The organism is Micromonospora acroterricola (genome assembly GCF_003172955.1).
Lineage (GTDB): Bacteria > Actinomycetota > Actinomycetes > Mycobacteriales > Micromonosporaceae > Micromonospora > Micromonospora acroterricola.
This window is the reverse complement of record NZ_QGKR01000103.1, coordinates 1-24,942: the sequence shown is the minus strand read 5'-3', so window position 1 is coordinate 24,942 and position 24,942 is coordinate 1. Positions and strand designations below refer to the sequence as shown.

Genomic DNA, 24,942 nt, shown 5'->3' with positions numbered 1-24,942 from the left:
CGTCTCTGGGCCGACACCCCGTAGTCACCCGACCCCTCTCGGAGAGGTAGACACCGATGACAACCGCTACGAGCGATGGCACGTACACGTTCGACAACGGCGCACCGGACGCCGTCCCCCAGATGCACGCGCTGGAGTCCTTCCTGGATCCGATCACGACGCGCCGCCTGGCCCGCCCGGTGCTGGGACCGGGGGCGACCTGCTGGGAGGTCGGCGCGGGTGGCGGCTCGATGGCCCGGCGGATCGCCCGCGCGGTCGGCGACGACGGTCGCGTGCTGGCCACGGACATCGACCCCACGCATCTCGTGACGGAGGGCAACCTGCACGTCCGTCGACACGACGTGCGCACCGAAGCGCCACCCGGGGACGCGTTCGACCTGATCCACGCCCGGCTGGTGCTGCTGCACCTGCCCGATCGGCGACGGGTCCTCCGCACGCTGGCCGGCGCGCTGGCCCCCGGCGGGTGGCTGGTGGTCGAGGAGTTCGACTGCACCGCGCCGCCGCGGGTGCTGACCGCACCGAGCGACGACGCCGCGAAGCTCTTCGCGCAGGTGATGGACGCCATGATGGACGTGCTGCAGGAGCACGGCGCCGACCTGGGGTGGGCGCAGGACGTGCACACCGAGATGGCCCTCGCCGGTCTGACCGACCTGGACACCACCACCCACTCGCAGAGCTGGGCCGGCGGTTCGACCGGGACGTCGCTCTACGAGACGAACTCCCGCCAGCTGGAGCCGGACCTGCTCGCCGCGGGGCTGTCGCCCAACCAGCTGAGCGCCTTCCGGCGGCTGGTCCGTGACCCCGGGTTCGCCGTCATGTCGTACCACTTCGTCTCCACGCGGGGCCGTCTACCAGGCTGAGAGGGCAGGTGGACCACCGCGCGGAGAGTGGTCGCGCCGTACGTACCTCTCCCGACGCAGCACGCCCCCCGCTGAGCCGGACAGGTCTACGGAGGCGCCGACCGCAACCGGCCGGGCTCCCCGCCAGGGAGCCCGGCCGGCCTGTGCCCGCGGGTCAGTGGTGGCGGCCCTCCACCACCCGGTAGGTGCGCAGGTTCGGGTCCGCCTTGATCTGCGCCTCGGTGTACTTGATCGTGTCCCAGCCCTTGCCCGAGTAGAGCGCGGTCTGGTCGCCGTACCAGGGCGAGTTCGGGTTGGTCGACTGGGAGTAGGTGAGGATCTGGCGTCCGGACGGCCCGTGCGGGCCCAGCTCGACGGCCATCACGAACGACGAGCCGTGCACCACCTTCGGGTAGCCGACGCCGGGCACCCGGTTGTTGACGATCATGTTGAAGATGCCGGCCTCGGCGCGCCCGCCGTGGATCGGGATGCGCCGCTCGCCGCGCGGCTCGGTCTGGACGTCCCCGAGACGCGCGTCGAGTGGGATGCCGGCGAGGCGCTGCACCGCGTCGGCGAGCGCGGTGAGCACCCCCGGGTTGGCGGTGTCGAGCCGGCGCGGCGTGCGTACCGGGTCGGTGACGGCGAAGGGGTCCGCGAAGCGCAGCCCGTTGGCCAGGGCGAACTCGGTGAACAGGTGCGCGCCGCGGCTGTCCAGATCGGCGCGCAGGTCCCAGCGGGCCAGCGTGGTGCAGGCGGCGCGCAGGTCGACCGTCGCGCCGTTCGAGGCGGTGCCGGTCGGGTGGGCGGTGCAGAGCGCCACCAGGTCGTCGCGGACCAGCTCCCCGCCGTACACCCGGTTGCCGAAGACGGTCCGCCACAGCCGGTCGGCGGTGAACCCGCGTCCCGGCAGCCCGTCGGTGCCGGCGAGGCGCTGCTGGACCTGGTCGAGGCCGAGGCGGGTACGCAGGCTGCGCGGGGTCCGTTCGTCGCCGAGGATCCGCGCGTACCCCTCCAGGGGCGCCTGCGGGTTGGCCAGCCAGTAGCTGTCGTTGGAGTTCGTGACGTAGTCGGCGCGGAAACGGACCGGCAGGTTCGCCGGGCCGAGGATGCCGGGCACGGCGGCGTCCGGGTCGGCGCCGAGCGCGCAGGCCGACCGGGAGCCGTCGAGGACGGCCTGACCGCTGCTGGCGTACAGCGGCTGGAACGGCGCGGGAATGCAGGCGGCGGCGAGCGCGTCGGTCACCCGGGGAACCACCGAGTGGTCGGCGTAGAGCGCCTCACCACGGGCGTCGGCGGCGATCACGTTGACCCAGGGCAGGAACTGGTAGCGGTCGAGGACCCGCTTCAGGTCCCGGACGGTCTCGGCGCGGCCCATCTGCAGCCACCCGTCGAAGGCCCGGTTGTTGGTGGCGTTGATGTCGGTGATGGCGTACGCGGCGCCGGCGGTCCAGTCGAAGGTGCCGGGCACCACCACGACAGGCCCGAAGTGGGTGTCGTGGAAGGTCCTGCTCACCGGGACCGTGCCGCCGTTGGGGCCGGGCACCCGCACGGTCACCGTGCGGGTGGTCATCTTCCGTGGCTGACCGTCCACGTAGTACGAGGTGGGGTCGCCGGGGACCAGCGCGAGGCGGTGCCAGACGAACCGTCGCGCGGTGGAGACGGTGTGGCTCCAGGCGAGGGTGCGGTTGTGCCCGATCTCGACGATCGGGTCGCCGATCAGCGCGGCGCCCTCGACGTCGTAGCGGCCGGGCACCTTGAGGTGCATCCGGTAGAAGCGTTCCGCGCCGTCCCACGGGAAGTGCGGGTTGGCCAGCACCATGCCGCCGCGGTTGGCGGTCGCCGCCTCACCCAGCCCGTACGCGTTGCTGCCCACCCCGGCGGGCGCGCCGTCGCGGGACGCGAGCACGGCGGCGGCGCCGGGCGCGTCCTGGACGGCGGCCGGGCCGGTCGCGGTGGGCGGTGCGGCGGCGACGATGCCGTCGAGCACCGCCCGTGAGCCGGCCCGGACCATGCTGGCCCAGGTGGTACGCCAGATGTCCAGCTCGGTCAGCGGGCGCACCCACGGCCTGGCCCGGCACGCCGGGTCGGTGAGCCGCGCCGCGCCGGTGCGACGCAGGTAGGAGTTGTAGCCGGCGACGAAGCCACGGATCTGGTCGCGGACGTCGTTGGACGGCGAGTGCACGCCGTCGCGGCGGCCGTCGAGCAGCCGCTCCACCGTCCGGTCGTCGACGGCCTTGCGGAAGAACAGGTCGCTGCGCACGTTCGCGTCGGTCGGGCCGGTCGCCCCGAAGTAGCGGGAGCGCTCGCCGTTGACCGTCACCACCTTCTCGGCGATCACGCAGAGGTTGTCCTCCGCCTGCACGTACCCGACGCCGAAGCCGAGGTTGGCGTAGTTCGTGGCGGTGATGTGCGGGACGCCGTAGGACGCGCGGCGGATCTCGGCCGAGTAGCCCCGGTCGCGCTGGTGCGCGCCGGCCGGGGGCACGCTCAGGCCCGCCATGATCAGGCCCAGGACAACCCCCGCCGTGCCGAGGCGTGTTGATGGTGACACCGCGTCCTCCCCCCGTCGTCCCCCGGACGCCGCTGCCCGAGGGACATTCACGTTGATCGGCATTCTCGTCCCTGCCATGCCGCCTCGTACACCCCCGGCGCGCCGACCGCGCGCCGTGGTGCGGTCAGCGGCCACCCGCCGGCGCGCGGCGGCGGAAACCCCACCGCCTCGGCGACGTGTCGGTGCCGGTGTCGGTGGCGTGTCAGGGCCGTGTCAGGCGAGCCGCGCAGGCTGTACGGCATGACAGCTGACCTGGTGATCGAGGCCGAGGGCCTCGTCAAGACCTTCGGGAAGACGAAGGCACTACAGGGCGTGGACCTCGCCGTGCCCCGCGGGACGGTGCTCGGGGTCCTCGGCCCCAACGGCGCCGGCAAGACAACCGCCGTCCGCATCCTCTCCACGCTCCTTCCCCCGGACGCCGGCACCGCCCGGATCAGCGGCTTCGACGTCGTCCGCGACGCCGAGCGGGTCCGGCGGACGATCGGCCTCACCGGCCAGTACGCCTCGGTCGACGAGGACCTGTCCGGGCGGCAGAACCTGGAGTTGTTCGGCACGCTGCTCGAACTGGGTCGCGCCGGCTCCCGGCGGCGGGCCGTCGAACTGCTCGAGTGGTTCGACCTGACGGCCGCCGCCGACCGGCCGGCGAAGACCTACTCCGGCGGTATGCGCCGACGGCTGGACCTGGCCGCCAGCCTCGTCGGCTCACCGGACGTGATCTTCCTGGACGAGCCGACGACGGGGCTCGACCCGGCCAAGCGCGAGGACATGTGGGACGTGGTCCGCTCGCTGGTCACGAACGGCTCGACCGTCCTGCTCACCACGCAGTACCTGGAGGAGGCCGACGCGCTCGCGGACGCCATCACGGTGATCGACCACGGCCGGGTGATCGCGTACGACACGCCCGAAGGGCTCAAGCGGGTGGTCGGCGGCCAGACACTCGAGGTGCGGCCGTCCGACCCGGCGCACCTGTCCCGGATCGCGGCGATCCTGTCCGAGGTCGGCTCCGGCGCGCAGGCCGACGAGATCCGCAAGGGCGTACTCGCCGTCCCCGTCACCGATGACGCGGCCCTGACCGAGAGCGTCGCGCGGTTCGCCGCCGCGGGCATCGCGGTCACCGAACTCTCCCTGCACCTGCCGAGCCTCGACGAGGTGTTCTTCACCCTCACCGGGCGTACGGCGTCCGAGGACGACACCACCAGCCTGAAGGAGGTCGCGGCATGAGCACCCTGGTCGCCCCGCCCCGCACCACGAACGCCGTGCTCTCCACGGCCGTCCCGAACCCGCGACCGTTCCGGCTCGTCCGGCACTCGATGGCGCTCGCCAAGCGCAGCCTCATCAAGACCTGGCGTACGCCCGAGGCGCTCATCGACGTCACGCTGCAACCGGTGCTGTTCCTCGTCATCTTCGTGTACATCTTCGGCGGCGCGGTCGCCGGATCCACGCACGACTACCTGCAGTTCCTGCTGCCCGGCATCCTGGCGCAGACCATCGCCACCGGCGCGATCGCGATCGGCGTCAACCTGAACACCGACATCGCCAAGGGCATCTTCGACCGGTTCCGGTCGCTGCCCGTCCCCCGCTCCGCGCCACTGGTCGGCGCGGTCCTGGGAGACGTCGTCCGGTACGTGATCGTCACGGTCTCGACCCTCGCGATCGGCTACCTGCTCGGCTTCCGGATCGACTCCGATCCGCTCCGGGCGATCGCCGGCTGCCTGCTCGCGGTGCTGTTCGCGCTCTGCCTGAGCTGGCTGCCGGTCTTCGTGGCGATGAAGGTCCGCACCCCGGGCGCCGTGCAGGGTCTGATGTTCGCGCTGATCATGCCGCTGAGCTTCGCGTCCAACGTGTTCGTCAGCGCCGACACCCTGCCGGGCTGGATGCAGGCGTTCGTGGACGTCAACCCGATGACCCACCTGGTGGCGGCGGTACGCGGGCTGTTCCTCGGCACACCGGTCGGCTCGCACGTGTGGTGGACGCTCGCCTGGTGTGCCGGCTTCGTGGCGCTGTTCATGCCGCTGGCGCTGCGCGCGTACCGCAAGAAGATCTAGGCGAGCAGGTCGTCCATCAGCTCGCGGATCCGGGTGACGGTGGCGGCGACCGGCCGCTCGCGCCACGCGGCCAGCAACGGCTCACGCTGCTCCTCTTTTCCGAGGGCGGCGTCGAGCCGTTCGCCGCTCCCGGGTGGGAAGAGGGCCCCGACGTTGGTGCCGATCCGCATCCCGAGCACTGCCAGCTCCCGAGCGGTCGGCACGTCGTCCCGGTGCGCCGCGAGTTCCGCGCCGCCCATCGCCCAGGCCCCGATGACCGGCAGGTCCTTCGAGGACAGCGCCTCGTCGCGGGCGAGCGTCAGCAACGTGGTCGCGCGGGCGTCGGCGTCGTCTCCCGTGGTCGGTCTCCTGTGCTCCAGCCGTAGGTAGAGGACCGCCACCGCGACCCGGAGCACGACGCGCGGCTGTGGCGGCGGCGCGACCCACCCGGCCAGGCTCCGGACCACCGCGTCGGCGTGGGCGGTCGCCTCGTCGTACCGCTCGCGCTGCCAGGCGAGGTGAGCCAGCCCGAGGCGGGCCTGTGCCGCGTCCACCTCCTCGGCCTGGCCGGGTGTCGCGGTCTCGCGCAGCCGCCGCTCCGCCTCCGTGTCGCCGGTGAGGGCGAGTTGCACGTCCAGCAGCACCCGGATCGACCGGGCGTCCTGCGTCGCACCGATGAGGTCCATGTGGCGGACGCTGCGGGCGAGCCACTCGGCCGAGCGGGCGTCGCCGCGCAGGCTGAAGAACTGGCCGGCGCCTCCCGCCGCCATCGCCATGCCCCAGTGGTCGCCGGCCACCTCGAAGCGCCGGTACGCGTGCTCGGCGTCGACGATCGACGCCTCGGGCATGCCGCCGTTCTCGCGTGCCGCCGCGCGGGCGAAGAGGCCGAGGCCCTGCACGTACGGGTCCGGGTGCGCGATCATCTCGGCGGCGGCCTTCATGCTCTCCTCCGGGTCGGACGCGTCGAAGCTCGGCAACGCCGACGCGAGCGCGGTCAGCCGGGACGACACCTCGTCGGGTCGCTCGGCGAGGACCGTCCGGAGGGCCCGGCGGGCGAGGGCGGCGAGCCGCAGTTCGCGGCCGATGCCGGCGTTGACCCCGATCAGCAGGCACGTCCAGGCGAGCCGGTCGGCGTCCGGCAGGGGCCGCCCGGCGGCCCGGCCGCGCAGGATCGCGCAGCGTCGCCGTCTCTGCGGGTCCTCGACGTGCAACAGGCCGCGTGCCCACCCGACGACCTCGAGGTGCAGGCCGCGCACCGTCCAGACGTGGAGCAGGGCGGTGGCGACGTCGACCGCGGCCGGCTCGTCGTCGTGCCCGATCGCCCAGCGCAGGCCGGCGATCAGGTTGTCCTGCTCGTCGACGCAGCGGGCGAACGCCTCGACCTGTGTGGGGCCGACGAACTGGGCGGCGAGCGCGGCGGCCTTCTCCCGGGCCCACCCGACCAGGCCGGCCATGGCGGCATCCCGGCCACCGGCGGTGTCCAGCCGGGCCTCGCCGTACTCCCGGACGGTTTCGAGCATCCGGTAGCGGGGCGGGCCGTCGCCCTCGACCAGGGTCAGCAGGGACTGTTCGACGAGCGTCGCCAGGCCCCGTCGTACATCCGGGGTCCGCGCGACGGCGGCGGCGAGGTCGGCGGTGAACGGCCCGGGGACGACCGCGATCCGCTGGAGCAGCTCGCGGTCGTCGGGCGCGAGCAGTTCCCGGCTCCAGTCGACCATCGCCCACAGGCTCGCGTGCCGTTCCGGCAGGCCCCGCAACGCGTCGTCGAGCAGCGCGAACCGGTCGGTCAGCCCGGCGAGCACGTCGTCGATCGGCATGTTCCGCAGTCGCGCGGCGGCCAGTTCGAGGGCCAGCGGCAGGTTGTCGAGCCGGTGGCACAGCGCGAGCGCCCGTTCGGTGTCCCAGGTCGGCACCGCGCCGCCGGCCCGCGCCCGAGCCTCGACCAGCCCGAGCGCGTCGGCGTCGGGCAGGACGGTCAGCCGGTGGACCAGCTCGCCGGCCAGGCCCAGGGGAGCCCGGCTCGTCGCGAGGACCGTGACCTCCGGCGGCAGCACCGCGATCAGGTCCGCGACGACGGTGGCCACCGCGTCGAGGACGTGCTCGCAGTTGTCCAGCACGACCAGCCCGTCGAGGTCCGGCGCCACGGCGCGCAACCGTTCCTCGGGGCTGAGCACCCGCCGTTCCAGGCCCATGGTGCCGCCGGTCGCCGAGGTGTCCGCCCCGCCGAGCGCCGCGAGCACGGTGGGCAGCACCTCGTCCGGCGCGCGCAGGCCGGCGAGTTCGATCACCCGAACCGCCTGTCCGGCCGCCGCCGCGCGCCGCGTCACCTCGGCGGCGAGGCGGGTCTTGCCCGCCCCTCCGGTCGCCACGATCGTCACCAGGGGCGCCCCGGTCAGCGCCTCGCGCACGGCCTCGACGTCGCGCTCCCGGCCGACGAGGGCGGTCACCGGCCGGCGCCACGCCGCGGGCAGGGCGATCCGCGCCGGCTGCCGGGGTGGCGCCACGACGGCCGGGGTGGCGAGTTCGCCGCGCAGCAGCGCCAGGTGGACCTGTGTGACGACCGGCGACGGGTCGGTGCCGTACCGGTCGGCCAGGTCCACGCGCAGTCGCTCGACCACCTCCAGCGCCTCCGCGTCCCGGCCCTGCGCGGCGAGCACCCGGACGAGCAGGGCGGCCGACGGCTCGTCCGGCGGCGTCCGCGCGACGAGCCGGCGCAGGTCGGCCTCGTCGAACGGCCCCGCACCGGCGAGTGCCGCCTGCGCGCGCAGCGCGGCGACGTCCGCGAACAGGCGGGTCTCCTCGGCGGTGACCAGCTCCGGAACGTCCGGGAACAGGGCACGCGCCCGGTCGGCGCAGCCGCGGGCGGCAGGGACGTCACCGGTCCGGAGTACGGCACGTCCCCGCTCGACGAGCGCACGCGCCTCGACCGCGTCGACGGTGACCTCGTCGGCGGGCAGGCGGTAACCCCCGGGCGCCGCGGCCACGGGCAGCCCGAGACGGCGTACCCGGGACACGAGCGCCTGGACGGCCCCCGTCGCGTCGTCGGGCGGCGTGCCGTCCCACACGGCGTCCACGAGCAGCGCGGTGGAGACCGCTCGCCCGCGCGCGTCGACGAGCGCGCGGATCACCGCCGCCAGCCGCTCACCCCGGACCGGCCGGCCGTCGACGGCGAGCGGGCCGAGGATCGTGATCTGCACCGACCCAGCATCCCCCACCCGCACATCAGGCCACCGGCAACCCGCTCACGGTCACCTGCCACCCCGGTGGCAGGGCCTAACCGTGGCCGTGGCCGTTGGTTGAGGTGGTGGCGGGACGCCTGGTGAACAGGCCCAGCCGGAGCGCCCGGAGCACGGTGCCGGGCCGGCTCAGCGCCGCCGGGTGGTCGAGCATGGTGGTGACCCGGCTCAGCCGGGCGCTGAGCACCGGGTCGGTCTGCGAGGTCCGGAAGACGAGGTCACCGAACCACTTGGTGACCCTGTAGCCGGGTGGGTACGGCCCGTCGACGTGGGGCAGCTCGATGTCGGCCGAGGTGGAGACCTGCCAGGCGGCGTCGACGATCACCCGCACCTGGTCGAAGTACACCCGCGCCGGCTCGTCCAGCCTCGGGTCCGACCGCAGGTACGCCGACAGGCAGGAGGCGTGCAGCGTCGCGGAGGTCATGCCCTGGCCGTACACCGGGTTGAAGGAGGCGATCGCGTCACCGGCGGCGACCAGTCCGGCGGGCATGCGGTCGAGCTTGTGGAAGTCCCGGCGTCGGCTGTCCGCCTGGTGGTACGTGGCCACCCCGCCGAGCATCTCCCCGTGTTCGGCGATGTCGCCGAACATGCGCGGGTAGTGCTCGCGGCAGCGGGCGGTGAAGTCGGCGACGTCGCGGGTGGGCCGGTCCTCGTCGTAGCCGCCACCAGCATGATCCAGCGGTCCCCCTCGACGGAGTTGATCCCACCGATGCGGGCGGAACGGCCCTTCCCGGCCATGGTGTGGTAGACCACCACCCAGGCGTCGCTGACCTTCTCGTCCTGCTTGAAGAGCGCGGTCGCGTAGTTGAGTTTGATCGGCATCCGCTGCATCGGCGGGCGGGGCCACCCGTTGTCGGCCAGCCAGTCGCTGAGCCGGCTGGACCGCCCCATCGCGTCGACCACCAGGTCCGCCGGTTCGACGACCGGCTCGCCGCCGCCGTCGGGCACGTACCGGGCGCCGGCGACGCGCCGGTTGGCGAGGACCAGGCCCTCCGCCCGGCCGTACACCATCCGGATGTTGCCGACGGCGAGGGTCCGCCGCCGGACCAGCGCTTCCAGGAACGGTCGCGTGGTGATCAGCATCGGGCCGGTGTCGGACGGCGCCGGCGGCAGCCCCAGCACCCCGTTCACGAAGATCTTCGCCGCGCCCGGGTCGCCGGGTGGCGGAGGGGCACCGAGCGCGAGCGCCTCGTCGACGATGCCGGGAAACCAGCGTTCCAACTGGATCTGACCGGCGGGCAGCAGCGCGTGCACCTGACTGCCCTGGGGCACGCCGGGCCGGGGTCCGCCGTCCACGTCGGACGGATCCCTCTCGATGATCAGCACCTCGTCGGCGTGGTCGCTCAAGACGCGAGCCGCCATCAGTCCGGCGATGCTGCCGCCCAGCACCACCGCCCGCCGCATGAGCACCCTGGTCTCGGTCGGCCGTTCGGCCGTCGCGATCTCCGAGAAGAGCCGGGACGGGGAGGTAACCATGCGATCGCTCCTCGGTTGGACGGGACACCTGGGCATCCACGACCGTAGCCACCAGATCGGCCGCAGTCAGTGTCCGCTGCCCGTCATTTCCGGTTGGCAGCACCGATCCGGGCGTCCGACGCCGCGCGAGATGGCGCCGGCGGCGGCCCCGCCGGACAGTCCCGGACCCCTCTGACCAGCCGGCAGCGAGTTAGGTTAGCCTAACCTCATGCATGAGGAGCTGGCGTTGGCCAACCGGGAGCACAGCCTGTCGGGTGTCGACCTCCGTCTGGGTTACCACGGCGTGACCGTGGTGCACGGTGCGGCGATCGGCCTGCGACGCGGCGTGGTGACCGCGCTCGTCGGTCCCAACGGCAGCGGCAAGTCCACCCTCCTGCGGGCCCTCGCCCGACTGCACCCGATCGAGGCGGGCATGGTTCATCTCGCCGACGGCGCCACCGCGGGCAGCCTGCCCGCCCGGGAGTTCGCCCGTCGGGTCACCCTGCTCGCCCAGAGCCGGCCGGTACCCAGCGGAGTCACCGTGCGTGACGTGGTCGGGTACGGTCGCCACCCGTACCGCGGGCGCTGGCGCGCGGACGACCCGAACGGCCCCGCCGCCGTCACCCGCGCCATGGACGTCACCGGTGTGGCGGCCATGGCGGACCGTCCGGTCGACGAACTCTCCGGCGGCGAACTCCAGCGGGTGTGGCTGGCCACCTGCCTGGCCCAGGAAACCCCGGTGCTGCTCCTCGACGAGCCCACCACGTTCCTCGACCTGCGCTACCAGGTGGAGATCCTCGACCTCGTCCGTGACCTCGCCGACGACCACGACGTCGCCGTCGGCGTCGTGCTGCACGACCTCAACCAGGCAGCCGCCGTGGCCGACGAGGTGGTCCTGCTGCACAACGGACGGGTCCGCGCCACCGGCACGCCGGCCGCCGTCTTCACCGCAGACGCCCTGAGCGAGACCTACGGGATCCGGATCGAGGTGACCGCCGACCCGGTCAGCGGAGTCGTCACCACCCGTCCCGTGGGGCGGCACCTCGCCCGCACCCCGATCTGAACGAACACCCCGATCCGCACCAGAGGAAGATCGTCATGACCCGTACCCGTTTCACCGCCCTCGTCGCCGTGGCAGCAGCCCTGTCACTCAGCGCCTGCGGCACCACCGAGAACACCGCGACCCCCGCGGCGGCCGCCTCGGCGGCCGGCGGGCCGGTCACCGTCACCGACGGCCGCGGCAAGGACGTCACCCTCAAGGCCCCGGCGACGAAGGTCGTCGGGCTGGAGTGGGGTGAGGTCGAGATGCTGGTCAGCCTGGGCGTCATGCCCGTCGGCGTCGCCGACCCCAAGGGCTACGGCACCTGGGTGAGCGCCGCGAAGCTCGACCCGGGCGTCAAGGACGTCGGCACGCGCGGTGAGCCCAGCGTCGACTCGATCGTCGCCCTCCAGCCCGACCTGGTGGTGATGGAGGACGACCGGGGCGCCAACCTGGTCAGCCAGCTGGAGAAGTACGTCCCCGTCGTGGTCGCCAAGGGCAGCGACGCCACCGACAACATCGGCCGGATGCGCGCGGACCTCAACATGATCGCGAAGGCGGTCGGCAGGACCACGGAGGCGGAGAAGCTGCTCGCCGACTTCGACGCGGCCCTCGCCGACGGCAGGAAGAAGATCGCCGACGCCGGCGCCGCCGGCCGGCCGTTCGCCGTCGCCGACGGATGGAAGGAGGGCAGCACCGTCAGCATCCGAATGTTCGGCCAGGGTGCGCTCGTCTCCCAGCTCGGCATCCAGCTCGGCCTCACCAACGCCTGGACCGGCAAGACCGACGAGATGTGGGGCCTCGGCCAGACCGACGTCGAGGGCATGACGGTCCTCAAGGACCCGAAGACGCACCTCTTCTACAGCGCCTCCGACGGTGTCGACGTGTTCGCCGACGGTCTCGCCGCGAACGCCATCTGGACGTCGCTGCCCTTCGTGCGACAGGGCAACGTGCACAAGATGCCCAGTGGCATCTGGACCTTCGGCGGCCCGCTGTCCGGCAGGCAGTGGATCGACCAGCTCGTCACGACGTACACGGTGTGAGCGTGCTGATCGCACCCCCGCGCCCGGAGTCGGCCACCCGGCCGGCTCCGGGCGGCCGCCTGGCCGTGCCCCGCGTCGTCGCCGTCTTCGTCGCCGCGGTCCTGCTGCTGCTCGTGGTCGGCGCGGTGCACCTAACCCAGGGCACCTCCACCGTCGGCGCCCTGGACCTGCTGCGGCTCGCCACCGGCGCCGACGACGAGGCGGCCCGCGTCCTGGTCGCCTCCCGGCTGCCGCGGCTGCTCGCCGGTCTGGCCATCGGCGTCGCGCTCGGCGTCGCCGGCGCCGCGCTGCAGTCGATCGCCCGCAACCCTCTCGCGTCCCCCGACACCCTGGCCGTCAACGCGGGCGCCCACCTGGCGATCGTCTCCGTCGCCGCGTTCGGCGTGTCGCTGCCCGCGCTGCCCGCCGGCGCACTCGCCTTCTGCGGAGGGCTGGCCGCCGCCGGTCTGGTGATGGCGATGTCCGCCGGTGGGCAGGCCGGCACCACCCGACTCATCCTCGCCGGCTCGGCGATCGCGCTGGCGCTCAGCTCGGTGACCACGCTCCTGCTGCTCCTGTTCGAACAGGCGACCATCGGTCTGTTCGCCTGGGGCAACGGCTCGCTCGTGCAGAGCGACCTGAACGCCCTCACCCAGCTCGCCCCGGTGCTCGTCGGCGCCGTCACCGTGCTGGTGCTGCTCGGGCACCGCCTCGACGTCCTCGCCCTCGGCGACGACACCGCCACCGTGCTCGGCCTCGACGTGCGGCGCACCCGTCTCATCGTCACCGTGCTGGCGGTGCTGCTGTCCGCCGCGGCGGTGACCCTCACCGGTCCGGTCGGCTTCGTCGGGCTGTGCGCCCCGGTGATCGTCCGGCTGCTCGCTCCCGTGCTGCCGGGGGTCCACCGCCACCGCATCCTGCTGCCACTGTCCGGCATCGCCGGGGTGGTCATCGTGCTCGGCTCCGACGTGCTGTTGCGCGCCGTCATGGGCGGGCAGGCCGGCGTCGAGATTCCCACCGGCGTGGTCACCACGCTGTTCGGCGCGGCGATCCTCATCTGGCTGGCCCGCCGGCACCGCGACGCCGGCCCCACCCGCCGCCCGCCCGGCGGGCACGCGGCCGTCCGCTCCCCGGCCTTCCACCGCGGCGTCGTCGCCGTCGCCGCCGTGGTCACGGTCGTCGCCGTGACGGTCGGCATGCTCGCCGGCGACACCTGGGTGCTGCTCGGTGATCTCGTCAACTGGGTCGACGGCACGACCGGGCCCGCGTACACCTTCGTGCTGGACCAGCGGTGGCCGCGCGTCGTCGCGGCGGTCCTGGCCGGCGCGGCGCTCGCGGTCGCCGGCACCACCGTGCAGGCGGTCTGCCGCAACCCGTTGGCCGAGCCCGGCATCCTCGGCATCACCGCCGGCGCCGGACTCGGCGCGGTCGCGCTGCTCACCTTCGTGCCGCTGGCCGGGGTGTGGGCGGTCTCCGGTGTCGCCGGGCTCGGCGCGATGCTGGCGTTCACCCTGGTCTACGGCCTGGCCTGGCGAGGCGGTGGGCTGAGCTCCGACCGGCTGGTGCTGATCGGCTTCGGCGCCTGGCAGGGCGGCACCGCCGTGATCACCTACCTGATCGTCGCCTTCGACCCGTGGAACACCGGAAAGGCCCTGACCTGGCTGTCCGGCTCCACCTACGGCCGCACGTCCACGCAGGTGCTGCCGGTGCTGATCGCCCTGCTGGTGCTCACCCCGGCCGTGGTCGCCGCCCGGCGCGAACTCGACCTGATGACGCTGGACGACGACACCCCCCGGGTGCTGGGCGTCCGGCTGGAACGCACCCGGCTGGTCGCGCTCGGCGCGGCGGCGCTGCTGACGTCCACCGCGGTCTCCGCCGTCGGGGTCATCGGCTTCGTCGGCTTGGTCGCCCCGCACGCCGCCCGGGCGCTCGTCGGCGGCCGGCACTCCCGGGTGCTGCCGGTGGCCGCCCTGCTCGGCGCTGCGCTGGTCAGCCTCGCCGACACCCTCGGACGGACGGTCATCGCTCCGGCCCAGATCCCCGCCGGCCTGGTCACCGCCATGATCGGCACCCCGTACTTCGTCTGGCTGCTGTGGCGCTCCCGCGCCGCGGCGAACACCTCCCGGTAGCACGCCGGCCCGAGCACCAGAGAGGCACCATGACCGAGACCATGCCCATCGCCCCGTGGCGCCAGTTCACCGTCGAGGTCCGGGCGGTACGCCGGCTCAGCCCGTCCTTCGTCCGGGTGACCTTCACCGGAGGCGACCTCGACCGCTTCGCCGACAACGGTTACGACCAGCGGATCAAGCTGGCGCTACCGCTGCCCGGGCAGAGCCGGGGGCGCCTGCCGGAGGGGGCGGACTGGTACGCGAAGTGGCGGGCCCTGCCCGAGCACCTGCGCAATCCGGTGCGCACCTACACGGTGCGGGCGGTCCGGCCGCACCTGGCCGAGGTCGACGTCGACCTCGTGCTGCACGGTGACAGCGGTCCGGCGACCCGCTGGGCCGGGCGGGTGAGCGTCGGTGACGAGATCGCCATCCTCGGCCCCGATGCCGGCTACGACGGTGACCACGGCGGGATCGAGTTCCGGCCGTCCTCGGCGGGTCGCCTGCTGCTGGCCGGTGACGAGACCGCCGTACCGGCGATCAGCGGCATCTGCGAACGGCTGCCGCTCGACGCGCGCGGGACGGTCGTGTTGGAGGTGCCCGACGCGGGAGACGTGCTGCCGCTGGTGGCTCCCCCGGGCATGGACGTCCACTGGTTGGCGCGGGGCGCGGACGCGCACGGCAGCCGGCTCGTGCCCGCCGTCACCGCCGCGGCGGGGGAACTGCTCGCCGGAGGCTCGGCCGGCGCGACCCAGCCGGTGGCCGACGTGGACGTGGACACCGGCATCCTGTGGGAGGTTCCCGACGCGGTGCCGCCGGCTCCGCTGTACGCCTGGCTGGCCGGGGAGGCCGGTGTCATCCGTACCCTGCGCCGGCACCTGGTCGCCGAGCGGGGTCTCGACCGGCGGGCGGTGGCCTTCATGGGCTACTGGCGACTCGGTCGCGCCGACCCGGCCTGAGCGCGGCTCCCCGGTCCCCGGTGTCGCCCTCCGCGCGCCGGGCCGGGGCTGAGCAGCCGCGTGGGATGCACCGGGGGCCGTGTGGTGCGTACAGTTCCGGGTCGGATGTGGGGTGGGCCGGGCTGGATCCGGCGCAGGGAACGGGACGAGACGAAGACGCATGACGGTGGACAACGTTACGGAAAACGGTCAGTCCGGCATTGACCAGAGCCGGCTGGAGACCTGTCTCAGCGTCTTCGAGGCGTTGGAGGCACTGCCTCCCGACCACCCCGACGTGGTGCGGGTGCAGCGCGCCACCGCGAGGCTCTACAAGGTGATCAAGCAGCGGCGGCGCGAGGAACGGCGCGACGCCATCGCGGCGGCCGACCGGGCGGTGACGGCGGCCACGGCCACCGGCGCCCCGGGCCGGATCGACGACGAGACCCAGGGCGTCCCGCTCGCCTCGCCCACCGACGGCGCCACGGCCGGCGTCCTGCACAACCCGCGGGGCTGCTACGTCTGCAAGCAGCGCTACCGCGAGGTGGACGCCTTCTACCACCAGCTCTGCCCGACCTGCGCCACGCTCAACCGGGAACGCCGGGACGCCCGTACCGACCTGACGGGCCGGCGCGCGCTGCTCACCGGCGGCCGGGCGAAGATCGGCATGTACATCGCGCTGCGGCTGCTGCGCGACGGCGCGCACACCACCATCACCACGCGGTTCCCGCACGACGCGGTACGCCGGTTCGCCGCGATGCCGGACAGCGGGGACTGGCTGCACCGCCTGCGGATCGTCGGGATCGACCTGCGGGACCCGGCGCAGGTGATCGCCCTCGCCGACTCGGTCAGCAGCCAGGGGCCGCTCGACATTCTGATCAACAACGCGGCGCAGACCGTCCGCCGCTCCCCCGGGGCGTACGCGCAGCTCGTCGCGGCGGAGGCCGCGGCCCTGCCGGAGGGCCCGCTGCCCGAGCTGATCACGTTCGCCAAGCCAGGCGGCCAGGGCGGCCCGGCGGGCAGCCTGACCGCCGGGCCGCAGTCGACCGCGCTCACCCCGCACGCGCTCACCGCGCTGGCGCTGACCAGCGGCTCCGCCTCGCCGGAGCGGATCGCGGCGTCCACGGCCATCGACGCGGGCGGCCTGGTGCCGGACCTCGACTCGGTCAACAGCTGGGTCCAGCGGGTGCAGGAGGTCGACCCGGTCGAGCTCCTCGAAGTGCAGCTGTGCAACGTGACGGCGCCGTTCGTCCTGGTCAGCCGGCTGCGACCGGCGATGGCCGCGGCGAAGGCCCGCCGCAAGTACGTGGTGAACGTGTCGGCGATGGAGGGCCAGTTCGGCCGCGGCTACAAGGGGCCGGGGCATCCGCACACCAACATGGCGAAGGCCGCGCTGAACATGCTGACGCGGACCAGCGCCCAGGAGATGCTGACCGACGGCATCCTGATGACCAGCGTTGACACCGGCTGGATCACCGACGAGCGGCCGCACCCGACGAAGATGCGGCTGGCGGACGAGGGCTTCCACGCGCCGTTGGACCTCGTCGACGGCGCCGCCCGGGTGTACGACCCGATCGTTCGCGGCGAGCTGGGCGAGGACCTGTACGGCTGCTTCCTGAAGGACTACGCCCCCTGCGCCTGGTGAGCGGCGTTCCCACCCGCCACGGCACAGCGGGCGGGTTTGCGACAATCACCAGCTACGCCCCACCCACCTGCCGGGCCGTCGGCCCACGTGACGAGGAGAAGCTCCGCATGCCATCTGACCAGGACGCGTGGCCCACGCTGGACGAGCTGCTGCGCGAGGAGAGCGAGCTGGAGCTTCCGGGTCTGTCGGAGACGGACGCGTACGAGCTGGGGATGCTCGCCGTCGCCGCCGCGAGCGAGCAGCGGCTCCCGGTCTCGGTGGGCGTGTGGCGGGCCGGCCGTCAGCTGTTCCACTGCGGCCTGCCCGGCTCCACCGCCGACAACGACGGGTGGCTGCGCCGCAAGGGGCGCGTGGTGATGCGGTTCGAGCACTCGTCGCTGTACATGGCGCGGCTGTGCCAGGACAAGCAGGTGACGCTGAGCGAGAGGTACGGCCTGCCGGCCTCCCGGTACGCGGCGGCCGGCGGCGCGGTGCCCCTGCGCGTGCGCGGCACCGGCGTGGTCGGCTGGGTCGGCGTGTCCGGGCTCCCGCAGCTCGACGACCACCGCTTCGTCGTCGGCATCCTCCGCAAGCTCCCGCGATAGTCCGCCGTCACCGGCGCCGGCCCGAACGGGCTCGGCGCCGGTGACACGTTCAGCGCGCCCGGCGGTTGGCGCGCAGAGCGTCCAGGAGCACGCGGGGTCGGGCCAGCGAGAGCGGGTGTTCCCGCATGGAAACGACCTCGTTGAACCGACGCGCGGTCACCACGTCCGTGACGGTCGCCGCGACGATCTGCCTGCTGACCCAACTGGAGACCCGGTAGCCACGCGGGTAGGGCCCGTCGACGTGCGGCAACGCCAGGTCGGCGGAGGTCGACATCGACCAGGCGGCGTCGACCACGACCTTCTGCAGGGCGAGGTACCGGCGGGCCGGCACGGTCAGGTCGGGACCTGATCGCAGGTACGTCGACAGGCAGGCCGCGTGCAGGGCCGCCGCCGTCATCCCCTGCCCGTACACCGGGTTGAACGACGCGACGGCGTCACCGACGCTGACGAGGCGGGCCGGGAAACGCTTCAGCGTGTGAAAGTCCCGCCGCCGGCTGTCCGCGTGGCGGTAGGTCTGCACGTCGCCGAGCATCTCGTTTCCGGCGACCTCCCCGAACTCCGGCGGGAACTGCTCCCGCAGTCGACGGACGAAGTCCTCGGCGGTACGGCCCGGCCGGTTGTCCCCGTAACCGGCCATCATGGCCATCCACCGGCCGTCCTCGATGGCGAAGAAGGCGGCGCCGGCCACGTCCGACGACGTCGCGGGGGTGTTCAGCGCCAGCACGACGGCCGAGGCGGGGTTGGCCTCCTTACGGTGGAACAGCGCGGTCGCGTAGTTCAGGTGCACGGTCATCCGCCGCGTGACGGGCCGGTCCCAGCCGGCCTGCTCCAGCCACTCGGAGAGTCTGCTCGAACGCCCCATGGCGTCCACCACGAGATCAGCGGCCTCGACGCCGGGAACCCCGTCGACCTCGCAGTGGACCCCGGTGGTCACGTCGCCGTCGAACACGAGGCCCGTGGCGCGGGCGGTGACCGTCTTGACGTTCGGCAGGCGAAGCACCTGCTGACGGATCAGCCCCTCCAGGAGTGGCCGGCTGCCCGCCAGGCTGTCGGCGTCGTCGGGAACGACCACCTTCGGGCGGCCGTCGAGATAGTTGCGCCTCGCCTCCGGGGGCGCCTCGACCGCCCCGGCGGCCAGGGCCCGCTCACGGAACTCCGGAAACAGGCGTTCGAGCTGGAAGAGGCCACCGGGCAGCAGAGCGTGCAGCTGCGTCCCCTGTGGCACCCCGGGCCGCTCGCCTGTCGCCTCCAGGTCGTCCCGGTCGATGATGACGACGCTCTCCGCGTAGTCGGACAACACCCGGGCGGCCAGCAGGCCGGCGACACTGCCGCCGACCACGACGGCCTTGCCCATCACCGGGGACGCCTGGTCGGGGGGCTGCACGGCGTTGATCGCGGCGAAGACCCGCGTCGGGGAGAGGGACATGGTGCTCTCCAAGAGGTACGAGATGTGGGGCCCTCCCCCGGGCTGCCGGCGCTGGCAGGCTGGCGGGAAGGGCCGTCGGCATGACGCCCGACGATCGTTGCATAGACGCTGGACGTTGCCCGGTCAGGCCCGCCAGGAAGACACGGTCCTCGTGCGACGGAAGTGCCGTGGACGCCGCGGGTTGCCGACCGTGACGCGGTCAGCGGCGGCGCAGCGACGGGTCGAGCAGGGCGGGCGGGGTGTCGAACTTCTCGTCGGCGGCGAGGTCGGTGCCGGGCGCGACGATCGCGACGATCGCGTCGAGCACGTCGGCGGTGAGCACGGTGTCCGCCGCGGCGAGCTGCGAGTGGAGGTGGTCCAGCGTGCGGGGGCCGATGATCGCGCTGGTGACGGCCGGGTGCGCGGTGACGAAACCGAGAGCGAGTTGGATCATCGTCAGGCCGGCCTCGTCGGCGACCGTGGCCAGTCGCTCGACCGCGTCGAGGCGGGCCCGGTTGGCGGGGATGGTGGTGTCGAAGCGCTGCGGCATGAACGCGGAGCGGTTGGTGGCGATCTCCTGGCCCTGGCGGATCGCGCCCGACAGCCAGCCCGAGGCCAGTGGGCTCCATGCCAGCACACCGAGACCGTACTGCTCGGTGACCGGCAGGACGTGGGTCTCGATTCCGCGCTGCAGGATCGAGTAGCTGGGCTGTTCGGTGACGTAACGGCCCAGGTGGTTGTCCCGCGCGGCCCACTGGGCCTGCACCAGGCGGTACGCCGGGAAGGTCGAGGAGCCGAAGTACCGGATCTTTCCGGCGCGCTGGAGGTCGGTCAGTGCCGACAGCGTCTCCTCGTCGCTGGTGCTGGGGTCCCACCGGTGGATCTGGTACAGGTCGACGTGGTCGACGTTGAGGCGGCGCAGGCTGTTGTCCAGCGCGGTGACCAGCCAGCGGCGTGAGCTGCCGCGGTGGTTGGGGTCGTCGCCCATCGGGCTGTTCGCCTTGGTGGCCAGCACGATGTCGTCGCGGCGGCCGGCGATGGCTCTGCCGACCATCTCCTCGGACTCGCCGCCGCTGTAGATGTCGGCGGTGTCGATCAGGTTGATCCCGGCATCGAGGGCGGCGTCGACGATGGCGGTGGCCTCGTCCTGGCTGGTGCGCCCGATGCTGCCGAAGTTCATCGCGCCGAGCACGAGTGTGCTGACCTGCACACCGGTGCGGCCCAGGCTGCGGTACTGCATGACGTGTTCCTCCGCTGGCTGTGAGGGTTGGTTGCCGGCCCGTCGCTCTGGCATCATGAGCAAACGGAACGTTGCTCCGTTAACGATACGGAACGTTGTTCCGTTTGCCAAGCCCAGCGGTGGAGGTGTGTGGTGTCCGACGGTGACGGCAGCACGGGAGGCGCGTCCCCGCGCAAACGGGCCGACGCCGTACGCAACGAGAAGACCCTGCTCGACGCGGCCGCCGCGGTGTTCGTCACGTCCGGGGTCGAAGCGCCGGTACGCGACATCGCGGCCAAGGCGGGCGTGGGAACGGGAACGATCTACCGCCACTTCCCGACCCGCGCGGACCTGATCATCGCCGTCTACCGGCACCAGGTCGACGCCTGTGCCGAGGCCGGCCCCGCCCTGCTGGCCAGCAGCCCGACCCCGCACGCCGCCCTGAGGCGGTGGATCGACCTCTTCGTCGACTTCCTGGTCACCAAACGCGGCCTCGCCGGCGTGCTCCAGCCGGACAACGCCGGCTTCGACACGCTGCACGCGTACTTCCTCGACCGGCTCGTGCCCGTGTGCGCCCGACTGCTCGACGCCGCGGCCCAGGCCGGCGAGACACGCCCCGGCCTGGATGCCTACGAGCTGATGCGCGGCGTCGGCAATCTCTGCATCGGCGCCGACACCGACCCCCGCTACGACGCTCGACGTGTGGTCGAACTGCTCATCGCGGGGCTCCGACGGCAGTAGCCGCCGCCGGCACGGCCGACGGCAGCTGGCGACGGTCAGCGGTGGCGGCGGACGCGCTCCCAGGTCGTGGGCGGTTCCCGGCCGCCCCGGATGAAATTCCGGAGGCTGACAGGCCTGGTCGGTCCGCCGACGCCCGTCGCGTCGCGCCCCCGGGGGGACAGCTCGGGTTCGCGTCGTAGGCGGGCGGTAAGGGTGTCCGGCCAGACGGGCCAGCCGGCGAGACGGTGCCGGCCGGCGCGGGCCTCAGCGCGCGGTGCCGCCCGGTCGACCGGGGCCGGTCCCGGAGCGCCGGTGACCGACGCGGGGAGCACGGATCACCGGGGACGCGCCGGCCCCCGGGCGGAACTCCCGCGCCGCGCTGGCCACCGTCTCGTCGGGATCGCGCTCGAGGGCCTGCCGGATGTGCGGCGGGACGACCTCGGATTTCGCCAGCGCCAGCCGGACCTGCACCGAACGGTCGTCGACCAGGCGCTCCAGGTCCGCCTCGTCCAGCTCGACCGCGCGGACCAGCGCGGCACGGACGTCGACGACGGGGTCCTGGGCGAGCACACTGCGCTGGTCGGCGGTGGTCCGCGGATTGCGGGCGATCCCCTTGCGGACACGTGCGGTGCGATCGGCCATCAGAGCGGTGATCACGTCGGGGTCGTGGGTGTGGGTGGCGAGTCGTTCCCGTACCTCGGGTGAGACGTCGTCGACCAGCCTGGCGGCCAGGTCGGGCTCCAACTCCCGCGTCTCGGCGAGGAGACCCCGGAGTTCCTTGTCCTGCGCCTCCGACATCACCTGGCGCACCGACCTGTCGCAGGCCGGGTTGCCGGCGACCGCCCAGCGGACCCACCGGTCGGCGTCCTTCACGAGACGCAGGAGGTTGCCGACGGAGGTCGCGGGGTTCCGTGCCACTGCCTCACGGACCTGACGATCGGGGTCGCGGGTCAGCGGTCGCAGCGCCTGCGCGGGAGCGTCGGGCCGGGTCGCGACGGCCTTGCGGACCGCTGCCGACGGGTCGGACGCCAGGTCGATGAGGGTCATCTGTGGCGTCGCGGGGTCCTGCGCGAGGGCGAGTTGTGCATCTGCGCCACCACCGGTCGATTGGTCGGTGGTGCCTGACCCGCTGTGACGGTCGGGCTCGCCGACGTCCCCCTGCTTCCCCATGGGCGCCATCATGTCACGGGCCTCACCAGGGGCGGCGCGACCCGGTCGACCGGCCCGGCCTGGTGGGTCACCAGACCGGGCCGGTCGTGCGTCAGCTCAGGGTGAACTTCTCCCAGGAACCGACCGCCGTACGGTTGGCGATCAGAGGCTCCGCTCCCGCGTTCTCGGCGGTCACGATCTGGTTGTTGGCCAGGGCACGCAGGCTGACCGTCCCGTCGGAGTTGGTGATGAGCTGGAAGGTCTCCCACGGGCCCACCGCCGCACGGTTCGCGATCAGTGGCGCCGCGCCCGCGTTGTCGGCGCAGACGTACAGGCCGTTGACGCGCGACCGCAGGGCGATGGTGCCGTTGCCGGCGTCGACCCGGTCGAACTGCTCGGACAGCCCGACGGTGGCCGCCTTCGCGACGAGCGGCGCGGCGCCGCCGTTGTCGGCCGTCACGTACTGGCTGTTGACCTGCGCCCGCAGGCTGACCGCCCCGGCGCCGCCCGAGCCGGTGGTGAACGTGAAGGAGTCGACGTCGAACAGGTTGCCGGCCCCGCCCTTGAACACCAGGTACAGGGTGGTCGTCGCCGCGGGTGCGTTGGTGATGGCGCCGGACACGGTGGTGAAGGTCTCCCAGCCGCCGGTCACCGGCACCGCGACCGTACCCAGCAGGGTGCCGGTGGCGGACCCGGCGCGCACCTCGATGCTGCCGCCGGCGCCGGCCGAGGAGACCCGCGCGGAGAACCGGTTGGCGTTGGCCAGGTGGTACGGCTGGTACGAGATCCAGTCGTTGTTCTCGATGAAGCCGGCGGTCCGGCCACCCTCGGCGCTGGCGTGGTCGGCGATCTGGACGCCGGACTGGGCGCCGAAGTGCTCGCCCTGCCGGTGCTTCGGTTGCAGGGTCTTGATGCTGTGCGTGGTGAGGCCGCCGTTGTCGGTGTAGGAGGCGTCGAAGACCCCGTAGATGTTGGCCGCCGTGTCGTGCTCACCGTCGACCGGGACGGTGATCGTGCCGCTGCAGCCGGTCTTCGAGGTGATCTGGTGGGCGTGGCTGTCGTGACCCAACGCGTAGCTCACGGTCACCCGGGAACAGTTGATCGTGCCGTCCTGCGGGTCGCTGACCGTGACCTGGAACGGCACCGTGTCCCCGAAGCTGAAGAGCTGCCCGTTGGCCGGCAGGGTGAGCGACACCGTCGGAGCGGTGTTGCCCACGGTGACCACCAGGCTCGCCGTGCCGGACAGGCCGGTGGGGTCGGTCACCCGCAGCGTGGGGGTGTACGTGCCGTTCGTGGTGTACGTCTTCGTCGGGTTGGCCGCCGTCGACGTCGTCCCGTCGCCGAAGGTCCACAGGTAGCTCAGCGCCCCGCCCTCCGGGTCCGAGCTGCCGGCCGAGGAGAAGGTGACGGTCAACGGGTTCGCCCCGGAGGTGGGGTTCGCGGACGCGACCGCGACGGGGCTTCGGTTGCCGCCGCCGATGTGCTCGACCCGGTACAGCGCCTGGTTGTTCGCGCCGGTGCCGTAGTCCAGCACGTAGAGCGCCCCGTCCGGCCCGAAGGCCATGTCCATCACCTGGGTGCCGGTCCACGGGAAGTCGGAGATCTCCCCCCGCGAACCGTCGGCGTTGACCTTGATCGCCTTGATCCACCGGCGGCCGTACTCGCCAGCGAAGAACTGGCCGTCCAACGACGCCGGGAACTTGACGCTGGAGTTGAGCCCGGAGTTGTACCGGTACACCGGCCCGCCCATGGGTGACTCCGAGCCGCCGCCGAACTCCGGGGGCGACCCCGCGTCGCCGTACTTGATCCAGCTCGGCTGCGCGGCGGGCAGCGTGGTGAGGCCCGTGTTGCGGAACGAGTTGTTGGTCGGCCCGGCGGCGCAGTTGTACTTGGCCTGCGACGGCCCGGACGGGAACGTGTACTCGTTGTACGTCTCGGCCGCCGTGTTGGTGCCGGTGCAGTACGGCCAGCCGTAGTTGCCGGGCCCGGTGATCCGGTCGAACTCGACCTGGCCGCCGGGGCCACGGTTCGGGTCGGCGCCGCCGGCGTCGGGCCCGTAGTCACCGAGGTAGACGATGCCGGTGGGCTTGTCCACGCTCATCCGGAACGGGTTGCGGAAGCCCATCGCGTAGATCTCCGGACGGGTCCTGGCCGTGCCGGGCGCGAACATGTTGCCGGCGGGGATGGTGTACGAGCCGTCCGGCTGCGGCTTGATCCGCAGCACCTTGCCCCGCAGGTCGTTGGTGTTGCCCGACGAACGCTGCGCGTCGAACTGCGGGTTGCGGTTGGTCCGCTCGTCGATGGGCGTGAACGAGTTGGACTCGAACGGGTTGGTGTCGTCCCCGGTGGTCAGGTACAGGTTGCCGGCGGCGTCGAAGTCGATGTCGCCGCCGACGTGGCAGCACTGGCCCCGGTCGTTGTCGACCTGGAGCATGATCCGCTCGCTGCCGAGGTTGAGCGTGTCATCGCTGTTGAGGGTGAACCGAGACAGCCGCAGGTGCCCCTTCCACCGGTCGAAGTCCGCCGCCGTGCCGGTGGTCGGGGCGTCCCCCGCCGGGGTGCTCAGCGTGGGCGAGTAGTAGAGGTAGACGTACCGGTTGGTGGCGAAGTTGGGGTCGACGGCGACACCCTGCAGACCCTCCTCGTCGTGCGTGTAGACGGGCAGGTTGCCGGCGACCTTGGTGTTTCCGGCCGCGTCGGTCACCCGCACCGTGCCGTTGCGGGCCGTGTGAATCACCGAGCGGTTGGGCATGACGGCGAGCGACATGGCCTCGCCGATCTCCGCCGAACCGGTCGCCAGAGTGACCTGCTGATAGTCGGCGGCGGGGATCACCGCCGCCTGGGCGGCTGACGGGGCGGCCAGGGCCAGGGTCACGCTCGCGGCGGTGGTGAACGCCGCGACGAGTGCCCGGGGCCAACGCCGGGGGGTAGAGGGCATGATCGTCCTTTCTCGACGACCGGGGCTGGGCGCGTGGGGGCGCGCCACGGCCAGGTGGTGGTGGCGCGCCCCCACG

General features: G+C 73.0%; 18 protein-coding genes. 10 read left to right on the top strand and 8 right to left on the bottom strand.

Going from position 1 to position 24,942, the window contains the following annotated elements:
- Positions 1–56: 56 nt before the first annotated feature.
- The gene (locus tag DKT68_RS03135) at positions 57–860 is read left to right on the top strand and encodes a methyltransferase domain-containing protein (protein ID WP_109815921.1); all 804 of its coding nucleotides are present in this window, start codon (positions 57–59) and stop codon (positions 858–860) included.
- A gap of 154 nt (positions 861–1,014) precedes the next feature.
- On the opposite strand, the gene DKT68_RS03130 is transcribed toward DKT68_RS03135, so the two are convergent.
- The gene (locus DKT68_RS03130) at positions 1,015–3,339 is read right to left on the bottom strand and encodes an acylase (RefSeq protein ID WP_236646693.1); all 2,325 of its coding nucleotides are present in this window, start codon (positions 3,337–3,339) and stop codon (positions 1,015–1,017) included.
- A 291-nt stretch (positions 3,340–3,630) separates the two neighbouring features.
- Between DKT68_RS03130 and DKT68_RS03125 the strand changes: the two genes are divergently transcribed.
- Both DKT68_RS03125 and DKT68_RS03120 read left to right on the top strand, forming a co-directional pair.
- Positions 3,631–4,611, top strand: coding sequence for an ATP-binding cassette domain-containing protein (locus tag DKT68_RS03125; protein ID WP_109815919.1), 981 nt, complete (start codon positions 3,631–3,633; stop codon positions 4,609–4,611).
- The gene (locus tag DKT68_RS03120) at positions 4,608–5,435 is read left to right on the top strand and encodes an ABC transporter permease (RefSeq protein WP_109815918.1); all 828 of its coding nucleotides are present in this window, start codon (positions 4,608–4,610) and stop codon (positions 5,433–5,435) included. Before DKT68_RS03125 ends, DKT68_RS03120 begins: the two co-directional genes overlap by 4 nt.
- Here the strand turns inward: DKT68_RS03120 and DKT68_RS03115 are convergent.
- The 3 genes from DKT68_RS03115 to DKT68_RS03110 form a co-directional block, all read right to left on the bottom strand.
- Positions 5,432–8,611 carry a BTAD domain-containing putative transcriptional regulator gene (locus tag DKT68_RS03115; protein ID WP_109815917.1) on the bottom strand — a complete coding sequence of 1,060 codons (3,180 nt, stop codon included), beginning with the start codon at positions 8,609–8,611 and terminating at the stop codon, positions 5,432–5,434. The two genes, DKT68_RS03120 and DKT68_RS03115, sit on opposite strands and share 4 nt — an antisense overlap.
- A gap of 76 nt (positions 8,612–8,687) precedes the next feature.
- A complete protein-coding gene (locus DKT68_RS31340; RefSeq protein ID WP_201748877.1) occupies positions 8,688–9,140 on the bottom strand; it encodes a hypothetical protein in 453 nt (150 codons plus the stop codon).
- Positions 9,071–10,126: an FAD-dependent oxidoreductase gene (locus DKT68_RS03110; RefSeq protein WP_201748876.1), complete on the bottom strand. Its 1,056-nt coding sequence runs from the start codon at positions 10,124–10,126 to the stop codon at positions 9,071–9,073. The genes DKT68_RS31340 and DKT68_RS03110 overlap by 70 nt, the downstream gene beginning before the upstream one ends.
- 208 nt (positions 10,127–10,334) lie before the next feature.
- On the opposite strand from DKT68_RS03110, the gene DKT68_RS03105 reads away from it, so the two are divergent.
- From DKT68_RS03105 to DKT68_RS03080, 6 genes are all read left to right on the top strand, one after another.
- Entirely contained in the window at positions 10,335–11,168 is an 834-nt protein-coding gene (locus DKT68_RS03105) for an ABC transporter ATP-binding protein (RefSeq protein ID WP_109815916.1), read from the top strand.
- Between the two features lie 35 nt (positions 11,169–11,203).
- Complete coding sequence (locus DKT68_RS03100; RefSeq protein WP_109815915.1) at positions 11,204–12,187, top strand: iron-siderophore ABC transporter substrate-binding protein; 984 nt, start codon at positions 11,204–11,206, stop codon at positions 12,185–12,187.
- A gap of 5 nt (positions 12,188–12,192) precedes the next feature.
- Positions 12,193–14,295, top strand: a complete 2,103-nt coding sequence (locus DKT68_RS03095) for an iron ABC transporter permease (RefSeq protein WP_407940687.1) — start codon at positions 12,193–12,195, stop codon at positions 14,293–14,295.
- Positions 14,296–14,324: 29 nt separating this feature from the next.
- Positions 14,325–15,230 carry a siderophore-interacting protein gene (locus tag DKT68_RS03090; protein WP_109815923.1) on the top strand — a complete coding sequence of 302 codons (906 nt, stop codon included), beginning with the start codon at positions 14,325–14,327 and terminating at the stop codon, positions 15,228–15,230.
- 160 nt (positions 15,231–15,390) lie between these two features.
- Positions 15,391–16,851, top strand: coding sequence for an SDR family NAD(P)-dependent oxidoreductase (locus DKT68_RS03085; RefSeq protein WP_109815914.1), 1,461 nt, complete (start codon positions 15,391–15,393; stop codon positions 16,849–16,851).
- A gap of 107 nt (positions 16,852–16,958) precedes the next feature.
- Positions 16,959–17,435, top strand: coding sequence for a heme-degrading domain-containing protein (locus tag DKT68_RS03080; protein ID WP_109815913.1), 477 nt, complete (start codon positions 16,959–16,961; stop codon positions 17,433–17,435).
- A 49-nt stretch (positions 17,436–17,484) separates the two neighbouring features.
- Here the strand turns inward: DKT68_RS03080 and DKT68_RS03075 are convergent, their stop codons facing one another.
- Together DKT68_RS03075 and DKT68_RS03070 are read right to left on the bottom strand one after the other, a co-directional pair.
- Entirely contained in the window at positions 17,485–18,861 is a 1,377-nt protein-coding gene (locus DKT68_RS03075; RefSeq protein ID WP_109815912.1) for an FAD-dependent oxidoreductase, read from the bottom strand.
- Positions 18,862–19,060: 199 nt separating this feature from the next.
- A complete protein-coding gene (locus DKT68_RS03070) occupies positions 19,061–20,080 on the bottom strand; it encodes an aldo/keto reductase (protein ID WP_109815911.1) in 1,020 nt (339 codons plus the stop codon).
- Positions 20,081–20,212: 132 nt separating this feature from the next.
- Here DKT68_RS03070 and DKT68_RS03065 point away from each other — a divergent pair, with 132 nt between their 5' ends.
- On the top strand, positions 20,213–20,800 hold the full coding sequence (locus DKT68_RS03065) for a TetR/AcrR family transcriptional regulator (protein ID WP_109815922.1): 588 nt from the start codon (positions 20,213–20,215) through the stop codon (positions 20,798–20,800).
- Positions 20,801–21,043: 243 nt separating this feature from the next.
- On the opposite strand, the gene DKT68_RS03060 is transcribed toward DKT68_RS03065, so the two are convergent.
- Both DKT68_RS03060 and DKT68_RS03055 read right to left on the bottom strand, forming a co-directional pair.
- Entirely contained in the window at positions 21,044–21,826 is a 783-nt protein-coding gene (locus DKT68_RS03060; RefSeq protein ID WP_161556613.1) for a hypothetical protein, read from the bottom strand.
- Positions 21,827–22,040: 214 nt separating this feature from the next.
- Positions 22,041–24,866 (bottom strand): PQQ-dependent sugar dehydrogenase, encoded by a 2,826-nt coding sequence (locus DKT68_RS03055; RefSeq protein ID WP_109815909.1) that lies wholly within the window; start codon positions 24,864–24,866, stop codon positions 22,041–22,043.
- Positions 24,867–24,942: the final 76 nt, after the last annotated feature.

What these genes read in the sequence shown, in the direction of transcription:
- DKT68_RS03110 (WP_201748876.1), bottom strand. Translation starts at nt 10,126, where the DNA reads ATGGTTACCTCCCCGTCCCGGCTCTTCTCGGAGATCGCGACGGCCGAA.
- DKT68_RS03105 (WP_109815916.1), top strand. Translation starts at nt 10,335, where the DNA reads ATGCATGAGGAGCTGGCGTTGGCCAACCGGGAGCACAGCCTGTCGGGT.
- DKT68_RS03130 (WP_236646693.1), bottom strand. Translation starts at nt 3,339, where the DNA reads ATGGCGGGCCTGAGCGTGCCCCCGGCCGGCGCGCACCAGCGCGACCGG.
- DKT68_RS03055 (WP_109815909.1), bottom strand. Translation starts at nt 24,866, where the DNA reads ATGCCCTCTACCCCCCGGCGTTGGCCCCGGGCACTCGTCGCGGCGTTC.
- DKT68_RS03075 (WP_109815912.1), bottom strand. Translation starts at nt 18,861, where the DNA reads ATGTCCCTCTCCCCGACGCGGGTCTTCGCCGCGATCAACGCCGTGCAG.
- DKT68_RS03070 (WP_109815911.1), bottom strand. Translation starts at nt 20,080, where the DNA reads ATGCAGTACCGCAGCCTGGGCCGCACCGGTGTGCAGGTCAGCACACTC.
- DKT68_RS03090 (WP_109815923.1), top strand. Translation starts at nt 14,325, where the DNA reads ATGACCGAGACCATGCCCATCGCCCCGTGGCGCCAGTTCACCGTCGAG.
- DKT68_RS03100 (WP_109815915.1), top strand. Translation starts at nt 11,204, where the DNA reads ATGACCCGTACCCGTTTCACCGCCCTCGTCGCCGTGGCAGCAGCCCTG.
- DKT68_RS03120 (WP_109815918.1), top strand. Translation starts at nt 4,608, where the DNA reads ATGAGCACCCTGGTCGCCCCGCCCCGCACCACGAACGCCGTGCTCTCC.
- DKT68_RS03080 (WP_109815913.1), top strand. Translation starts at nt 16,959, where the DNA reads ATGCCATCTGACCAGGACGCGTGGCCCACGCTGGACGAGCTGCTGCGC.
- DKT68_RS03085 (WP_109815914.1), top strand. Translation starts at nt 15,391, where the DNA reads ATGACGGTGGACAACGTTACGGAAAACGGTCAGTCCGGCATTGACCAG.
- DKT68_RS03125 (WP_109815919.1), top strand. Translation starts at nt 3,631, where the DNA reads ATGACAGCTGACCTGGTGATCGAGGCCGAGGGCCTCGTCAAGACCTTC.
- DKT68_RS03060 (WP_161556613.1), bottom strand. Translation starts at nt 21,826, where the DNA reads ATGACCCTCATCGACCTGGCGTCCGACCCGTCGGCAGCGGTCCGCAAG.
- DKT68_RS03135 (WP_109815921.1), top strand. Translation starts at nt 57, where the DNA reads ATGACAACCGCTACGAGCGATGGCACGTACACGTTCGACAACGGCGCA.
- DKT68_RS31340 (WP_201748877.1), bottom strand. Translation starts at nt 9,140, where the DNA reads ATGCCCGCCGGACTGGTCGCCGCCGGTGACGCGATCGCCTCCTTCAAC.